Genomic DNA, 7,562 nt, shown 5'->3' with positions numbered 1-7,562 from the left:
CTCCAGGAGCTTCTTCGTCAGTTGCTGGAGCAGGCCGCCGGTGCCGGTGAGCTGCAGCCCGCTCGCGCGGGCACGGTCGACCAGCTGCCCGATCAACTGGTCGTCCAGGGCGTCCGGCTGCAACTCGGCCGGTCGCACGGCCTCCACGGCCTCGGCCGAGACGGTCACGTCTGTCATCAGGTGCTACTTCCTTGATCGGGAGTTACACCGTTCTTTTTACAGACCCGCTCCGACCGGTCCTTCCGTCGACCTCGATCCCGAACCGCAGGGCAGCACACCGCGGTCGCAGGCCGGTGGGACCTTCACCCGCCCGTGGAGGTCCGCGTGCCTCTCGTAGCCGGCTCTGTTGTCGAACAGTTTGTGATTCCGGGTAGTACAGGCCCTACCGGATCGACGTGGTCAGCGACGGTCGGAAGTAACGTCAGTTGACGACTTGCCGAGGAGGCCGTCCACGCCTGCCGGGTGCTCCGTGGCGGCCCAGGTGGCGAGGAGTCGCAGAGCGTCGTCATCGGGGGTGCCCGGTGCGGCGCTGTACGCGGTGAGTGTCAGCCCCGGCTGGGCCGGTAGTTCCATGGCGTCGAAGTCGAGGGTGAGGACGCCGACGGCGGGGTGGTGGAAGGCCTTGCGGCCGGTGTGGTGCAGGCGGACGTTGTGCTTGGCCCAGGCGGTGCGGAACTCCTCGTTGCGGGTGACGAGTTCGCCGATCAGCCCGGTCAGTTCGGTGTCGTGCGGGGCGCGGCCGGCTTCGGTGCGCAGGAGGGCGACGGTGGTGTTCACGCCCACCTCCCAGTCGGGGAAGAAGTCGCGGCCTTCGGGGGTGAGGAACTGGGCGCGGGCGATGTTGGTGGTCGTCGCGGTGGGGTCGGGGAACAGGGGGGCGTAGAGGGCGCGGCCGAGCCGGTTGGTGGCGAGGATGTCGAGGCGGCCGTTGCGGATGAAGGCCGGGGAGTCGGTCATGGAGGCCAGGACGCGCAGGACGCTGTCCGGAAGCGCCGGGGCGGGGCGGCGGGTGCGGCGGGTGGGTCGTTTGGCTGCGGCGCGGGCCAGGTCGAACAGGTGGGCGCGTTCGGCGTCGTCGAGCTGGAGGGCGTTCGCGACGGCGTCGAGGACCTCTTCGGAGGCGCCGGCGAGGTGGCCGCGCTCGAGGCGGACGTAGTAGTCGATGCTGACGCCGGCGAGCAGGGCGACTTCTTCGCGGCGCAGGCCGGGCACGCGCCGGTGGCCGCCGTAGGCGGGCAGCCCGGCCTGCTGCGGGGTGATCTTGGCACGGCGGGAGACCAGGAACTCGCGGATGTCGCTCTCGGTGCTCATGCCTTCCACGCTAAGCCGGACGGCGCAGACGTGGGGGGTCCTGTCAGTACCTGTAACGGCAGACCCTTCTCCACTCCCGTGACCTGGGGTTTCCTCGATGTCAGGAAGCCGCTGGCTCCGTCGGGAGCCGACCGGAAGCGGGGCACGGCGGCTGCCGCGGGGTCCGGTTCGACACACCGTGGAACCGGCCCGGTCCACTCGTTCGATCAAGGAGACCCTCCTCATGCCGAAGCAGTCTGCGCCCCGGGCGCTTGCCGCACTCGCCCCGAAGCTGGTCGAGGTCACCGACGAGGTTCTCTTCGGTGACGTCTGGGAGCGCCCCGGGCTGTCGCCTCGTGACCGGAGCCTGGTGACCGTGAGCGCCCTGGCGGCGCTGTACCGGAGCGAGCAGCTCGGTCACCACCTCGGCGTCGCCCTGGACAACGGGCTGAGCGTGGAGGAGCTGTCCGAGGCGATCACGCACCTGGCGTTCTACGCCGGCTGGCCCAACGCGATGACCGCGATCACCCAGCTGAAGAGGATCGCCGACGAGCGCTCCGCCTGACCCCCGGCGCGAGCGACGCAACGCACCCGGCACGCCCGGTGGGCCGTGCCGGACCGAAGGAGGAGAACACGATGACTGCGGACGGATTCGACCAGATCTTCCCCCGCGGGGAGAAGAACGACGCCTACGCGCAGTACTTCACCGGCCAGAGCTACCTGGCTCCGCTCGCCTCGGGGAGCGTTCCCGTCAGCAACGTCTCCTTCGAGCCGGGCTGCCGCAACCACTGGCACGTCCACCACGGCGCGGGCGGGGGCGGTGACCAGATCCTGCTGTGCACGGCGGGCAGCGGCTGGTACCAGGCCGAGGGCGAGGACCCGGTCAGCATGGAGCCGGGAACGGTGGTCCGCGTCCCGGCGGGCACGAAGCACTGGCACGGCGCGAAGGCCGACTCGTGGTTCTCCCACGTCGCCTTCATCACCCCTGGCGAGAACGTCAGCAACGAATGGCTGGAGCCCGTCACCGACGAGGCGTACGGGCAGCTGCCGAAGAACGGAGCGAACGCATGACCGTCCTGGACGAGACCTACCCGCTGGCAGACGGCGTCGAGATCCCCCGGCTGGGGCTCGGCACCTGGTTCATCGACGACGACAAGGCGGCCGACGCGGTCCGCGCAGCCGTCCGGATCGGTTACCGCAACATCGACACCGCCCAGGCGTACGGCAACGAGCGCGGCGTCGGCGAGGGCGTCCGCACCTCGGGGGTGCCCCGCGACGAGCTGTTCGTCTCGACCAAACTCGCCGCGGAGATCAAGGACTACGACCAAGCGCTCGCCGCGGTCGACGGCTCTCTTGAGAAGCTGGGCCTGGACCGCGTCGACCTGATGCTGATCCACAGTCCGCAGCCGTGGAACGACTTCCGCGGCGGCGACTACGCCCAGGGCAACCGCGAGGCGTGGCGCGCCCTGGAGGACGCCCACCGGGCCGGCAAGATCCGGTCCATCGGGGTCTCCAACTTCCAGCAGCACGACCTGGAGAACATCCTGCAGGGCGCGAGCGTCGTCCCGCACGTCAACCAGCTGCTCGTGCACGCCGGCAACACCCCCTCCGAGCTGCTGGCCTACTGCGAGAGCAAGCAGATCCTCGTCGAGGCGTACTCGCCGATCGCCCACGGCGCAATCCTGAAGAACGCCGAGGTCCAGGCGATGGCGCACAAGTACGGCGTGTCCGTCCCCCAGCTGTGCATCCGCTACACCCTGCAGCTGGGCACGGTGTCGCTGCCCAAGACGGCGAACCCCGAGCACATGCGCGCCAACGCCGAGGTCGACTTCGAGATCTCCGGCGACGACATGGACGCCCTGCGCGACCTGCGCGACGTGGACTACGGCGAGCACAGCGCCTTCCCCGTCTACAGCGGCAAGTGACGCCAGGGCCACCTCGCGCCGGCCCGGACCGGCCCGACGCACCGGGCCGGCTCGCGCGCCGCACCGACAGGACCCTGCTGAGTCGGTGACCCCACCCTGGTACGAGGGACCTGCCGCCATGCACCGCACCGCGCCCACCTGCCCCGCACCGAAGCCGCCGTGCCGCCCCGGCCTGGCGGCGCCGGTGCGGCGCGGGCTGAAGGTGTCGGCGCGCACCGGCTCGGCTGTCCCCTCGCGGGGCTTGGCGAGGTGGCAGCGCACGGTCTCGCGGTCCGGGCCGAGGTGGCGGGCGGTGGCGCGGTCACGGCAGATGGTCTCCGCGCCGGGGTGCTCGCGCAGCCGGGCGGCGAAGGTCCCCGAGCTGCGGTCCGGGAGCACGTCCACGACGCGGCCGGTCTCGACGTCGGCGAACCCGGACCGTCCGACGATGCGTGCGGCCCGGGACTCGACCTCGGCGGAGTCCACGGCGAGGCCGTGCGCAGGTGCAGGAGTTGGGCGCTGGTGAATCCCGGGCAGGCTGCCGGGGCCCGGTGCACGAGCGCCTGTTGCGGGCTCTCCCGCCCGGCCCGGGCGGCCGGTTCCGGGGACGGGTCATGGGCCGGCTCATGGGCCGGTCCGGCGGACCGGCGCCGGACGGACCAGCGCCGCGGCGGCGTAGCAGGCGGCAGCGACGGCCATGACGGCGAAGCTGGGCGGCAGTGGGGGTACGGCCGCACTGAGCGTGAGCCCGCCCCACATCTGCAGCACGGCGAGTACGGCCGACAGAGCGAGTGCCCGGTAGGGGCGGTCGGTGAGGCGGACCGCGGCCCCGGCGGGTGCGGCGAGCAGGCCGAGCAGCAGCAGCGAGCCGACCGCCTGGGTGGCTTCGGCGGCGCAGGCCCCGGCCAGGACGAGGAAGCCGACGCCGAGGGCGCGGGCCGGCACGCCGCGCGCAGTGGCGACGGCTTCGTCCAGGCTGGTGAACAGCAGGGGCCGGGCGATGAGCAGGGTGGCGGCGGTGAGGGCGAGGGCGATCAGCACGGCGGTGGCGGTCCGGACGCCGTCGAGGCCGTAGAGGGAGCCGAACAGCACGCTGGTGCCCGCGTTGCCCCGGGTGGTGGAGCGGTGGGTGGTGTAGAGGGTGAGGAAGAAGGTGCCCAGGCCGAGGATCCAGGAGAACAGGGTGCCGATGACGACGTCGTCGGGACGGCCGCGGCGGCCGAGGAGTCCGAGCAGCACGGCCGCGCCGATGGTGGCGGCGTACAGGCCGAGCCGCAGGTCGTAGCCGCCGGCGAGGGCGGCCATGGCGCCGGTGAAGGCGACGTGGCTGAGGGTGTCGCCGGTGAAGGTCTGGGCGCGCAGGACGAGGAAGTAGCCGATCAGGCCGGAGGCGAGGGCGATGGCGGTGCCGGCGGTCAGGGCGTGCTGGAAGAAGGGCTGGTGGAGGGTGGTGGTCATGCGGGTCCTCCGGTCGGCCGCGGGGTCCGGCCGGACCTGCCGCGCAGGGCCCGGGCGAGGTGGGCGAGCAGGTACCCGGTGAAGGCGAAGGTGGTCACGCAGAAGCCGAGGGGGTAGGGCTGGTAGTAGGCGGTGAGCAGGCCGAGCCAGCAGGCGGCGAGGCCCAGGAGCACGGCGAGTGCGAGGCCGGGGGCGGGCCGGGCGGTGAGTTGCCGGGCTGTGGCGGCGGGCACGACCAGGAGCGCGAAGACCAGCAGGCTGCCGGTGATCTGGCCGGCCTCGGCCGTGGCGGCGCCCAGCAGGAGCAGGAAGGCGGTGCCGAGCAGGCGCACGGGCACGCCGCGGGCGGCGGCGACGTCCGGATCGAGGGAGGCGAACAGCAGGGGTCGGCCGACCAGTGCCAGGACGGCCAGGACCAAGCCGCCGGCCACGGCGAGCAGGACGACCTGGTCGGTGGTGATGCCGAGGAACGTCCCGAACAGCAGGGCCTGCGGGCCGCCGAGCAGTCCCTTGTAGAGCGTGACGAAGAGGAACCCGCAGGCCAGCGCGGACGCCTGGACGGTGCCGGTGGCGGCGGACTCCTCGGCTCCCCCGGAGCAGCCCCGCTCGCGCAGCGCGGCGATGACCAGCGCGCCCGCCAGGCAGGCGCCGAGGTAGCCGAGCGGGACGGAGAGGCCGAGCAGGGTGGCGAGCGCGGCGCCGGGGAAGGCCACCACGGACAGGGTGTGTCCGGCGAAGGTCTGTCGGCGCAGGACCGTGAACCAGCCGACGACGCCCGCCACCACGGCGACGACGGTGCCGGCCCGGAAGGCGTTGACCATGAAGGGGTAGGACCACATCTGCTGGAAGTCGGCGAGCAGGTTCCAGGAGAAGGCCGGTGCGGCGGGGTCGGCTAGCAGCACGGGCCACGGCTCCCGCGGTCCTCGGGCACGCCGACGACGACCAGGCGGCCGGCGGCGGTGGTCAGCACCTCGACGGGGGCGCCGTACAGGCGGCTGAGGGTGGTGGAGGTGATCACCTCGGCGGGCGGTCCGGAGACGGCGCGGCCTTCGGCGAGGTACACGACCCGGTCGAGGTGGTGCAGGATCGGATTGACGTCGTGGGCGACCATGACGACCGACACGCCCTCGTCCCGGCAGATCCGGCCGAGCAGGGCGGCCATGGCGCTCTGGTTGGGCAGGTCGAGGCTGTCGAGGGGCTCGTCGAGCAGCAGCAGCCGGGGGCGGGTGACCAGGGCCTGGGCCAGCAGCAGGCGCTGCTGCTCGCCGCCGGAGCACTGTCCGATCGGCCGGTGGGCGTAGGCGGTGGCGCCCACCTGTTCGACGACCTCCCGGACGCGCGCGCGCTCGGTGCGGCGGCGGGCCCGGTGGAGGCCGGGGACCGGCACGCCCCAGCGGTGGCCGTCCAGGCCGAGGCGGACGATGTCGGTACCGCGGATGCGGACGCCCGCGTCGAAGCTGCGGCGCTGCGGCAGGTAGCCGATGCGGTCGCGGGGCGGGAGGTGCAGCTCGCCCGCGGTGGCGGGGACCGCGCCGAGCAGGGTCTTGACGAGGGTGGACTTGCCGACCCCGTTGGGGCCGAGGACGGCGGTGAACTCCCCGGCCCCGACGGTGAGGTCGACGCCCGACCAGAGCGTGCGACCGCCGACCCGCACGGCCGCGCCGCGCAGTTCCAGCACGGGTTCGGCGTTGGGTGCGGGGGGCGCGGCGGGCGCAGCGGGCGAGGCGGGCGCGGCGGGCCCGGTCGGTGCGGCGGTCACTTGCCGGTCGCCTGCTTCAACGCGTCGGCGATGCTCCGGAGTTCGGCGATCTGCCAGTCCTGGAAGGAGGCGTTCGCCGGGTCGGGCGTCTCGGTGACGGTGGCCACCGGGATGCCCTGGGCCTTGGCGGCCTCGACCTGGGCCCTGATGTCCGGGGTGTCGTTCTGGCTGTTGTGGAGGTAGACCTTGATCTGCTTGGTGCTGATCTGCGCGTCGGCGGCGCTCTTGTCGGCGGCCGTCGGGTCGGTGCCCTCGCTGACCGCGTCGAGCAGGCCCTCGGGGGTGAGGAGCTTGAGGCCGAGGCCCTCGGCGAGCGGGGTGGCGATCGACTCGGAGGCGCCGATCGGAGTGCCTGCGTACTGCGTCCTGATCTGGTCGATCAGCTGGTCGTAGGGGGCCAGGGCGCCCGCCAGGAAGGTCGCCTTCTGCTGGTCGAAGTAGGCGGCGTCGGCCGGGTCGAGCTTCTTGTAGTCGGCGGTGATCCGCTCGACGACCTGGTGGACGCTCGCCGGGGCGTACCACTGGTGCGGGTTGCCGCCCTCCTTGACGCCGACCAGGTCGCCGACCTCGAGGGCGGTGCGTCCGGGAGCCGGGTTGGCGGCCGCCAGCTTGTCCGCCCAGGCGTCGTAGCCGATCCCGTTGGTGATGACGTACTGGGCGTCCGCGACGGTGCGGCCGTCGGCCGCCGTCGGCTCGTAGTCGTGCGGGTCGGCGTCCGGATTGCTGATGATGTTCGTCACCTTGGCGTGCTCGCCGCCGAGTTGGGCGGCTATCGAGCCCCAGAAGCTCTCTGCGGCGGCCACCCGAACGGTCTTCCCGGCCGTGCTCGACGCCGCCGGGGCGTCGGACTTCGCGGGGCTGGTCGAGCAGGCGGCGGTGGCGGCCAGCGTCAGCGCGGTGACGGTGGCGGCGGCGAACCGGACGGGGTGTGCGGGCGCGGAGATGCGCATGGCGAAGGTGCTCCTCGGCAGGGTGGCGCGAACACCCCCACCATAGATGGAAACGGTTTTCATCTCCAGATACTTGGGGACGACATGAAAATCATTGCCGGATCTTGACTCGACCCGGACTCGGACCCGGACCTGGACCTGGACCTGGACCTGGACCTGGTGGCCGCAGCCTTCGACGCCGCACCACTGTCACCATTCAGT

At 72.5% G+C, this 7,562-nt stretch carries 8 protein-coding genes and 1 pseudogene; 3 read left to right on the top strand and 6 right to left on the bottom strand.

Annotation, left to right across the window (positions count from 1 at the left end):
* Both QSK52_RS26040 and QSK52_RS26035 read right to left on the bottom strand, forming a co-directional pair.
* Window positions 1-177, bottom strand: a pseudogene (locus QSK52_RS26040) (IS256 family transposase); the annotation flags it as partial.
* A 222-nt stretch (window positions 178-399) separates the two neighbouring features.
* Window positions 400-1,311, bottom strand: coding sequence for a helix-turn-helix transcriptional regulator (locus QSK52_RS26035; protein WP_285738587.1), 912 nt, complete (start codon window positions 1,309-1,311; stop codon window positions 400-402).
* Window positions 1,312-1,534: 223 nt separating this feature from the next.
* On the opposite strand from QSK52_RS26035, the gene QSK52_RS26030 reads away from it, so the two are divergent.
* The 3 genes from QSK52_RS26030 (at window position 1,535) to QSK52_RS26020 (ending at window position 3,215) form a co-directional block, all read left to right on the top strand.
* Complete coding sequence (locus tag QSK52_RS26030; protein ID WP_285738586.1) at window positions 1,535-1,855, top strand: carboxymuconolactone decarboxylase family protein; 321 nt, start codon at window positions 1,535-1,537, stop codon at window positions 1,853-1,855.
* A gap of 71 nt (window positions 1,856-1,926) precedes the next feature.
* On the top strand, window positions 1,927-2,361 hold the full coding sequence (locus tag QSK52_RS26025) for a cupin domain-containing protein (protein ID WP_285738585.1): 435 nt from the start codon (window positions 1,927-1,929) through the stop codon (window positions 2,359-2,361).
* Window positions 2,358-3,215: an aldo/keto reductase gene (locus QSK52_RS26020; protein ID WP_285738584.1), complete on the top strand. Its 858-nt coding sequence runs from the start codon at window positions 2,358-2,360 to the stop codon at window positions 3,213-3,215. The genes QSK52_RS26025 and QSK52_RS26020 overlap by 4 nt, the downstream gene beginning before the upstream one ends.
* A gap of 603 nt (window positions 3,216-3,818) precedes the next feature.
* Here the strand turns inward: QSK52_RS26020 and QSK52_RS26015 are convergent.
* The 4 genes from QSK52_RS26015 to QSK52_RS26000 are packed head-to-tail and all read right to left on the bottom strand — an operon-like array spanning window position 3,819 to window position 7,361.
* Entirely contained in the window at window positions 3,819-4,652 is an 834-nt protein-coding gene (locus QSK52_RS26015) for a metal ABC transporter permease (RefSeq protein WP_285738583.1), read from the bottom strand.
* On the bottom strand, window positions 4,649-5,554 hold the full coding sequence (locus QSK52_RS26010) for a metal ABC transporter permease (RefSeq protein WP_285738582.1): 906 nt from the start codon (window positions 5,552-5,554) through the stop codon (window positions 4,649-4,651). The genes QSK52_RS26015 and QSK52_RS26010 overlap by 4 nt, the downstream gene beginning before the upstream one ends.
* Window positions 5,545-6,411 carry a metal ABC transporter ATP-binding protein gene (locus QSK52_RS26005; protein WP_285738581.1) on the bottom strand — a complete coding sequence of 289 codons (867 nt, stop codon included), beginning with the start codon at window positions 6,409-6,411 and terminating at the stop codon, window positions 5,545-5,547. Before QSK52_RS26005 ends, QSK52_RS26010 begins: the two co-directional genes overlap by 10 nt.
* Window positions 6,408-7,361, bottom strand: coding sequence for a metal ABC transporter solute-binding protein, Zn/Mn family (locus tag QSK52_RS26000; protein WP_285738580.1), 954 nt, complete (start codon window positions 7,359-7,361; stop codon window positions 6,408-6,410). The genes QSK52_RS26005 and QSK52_RS26000 overlap by 4 nt, the downstream gene beginning before the upstream one ends.
* Window positions 7,362-7,562: the final 201 nt, after the last annotated feature.

This window comes from Kitasatospora phosalacinea, assembly GCF_030268885.1.
GTDB lineage: Bacteria > Actinomycetota > Actinomycetes > Streptomycetales > Streptomycetaceae > Kitasatospora > Kitasatospora phosalacinea_C.
Note: the sequence above shows the minus strand (reverse complement) of the source record. Positions and strands in the feature narration are given on the sequence as shown.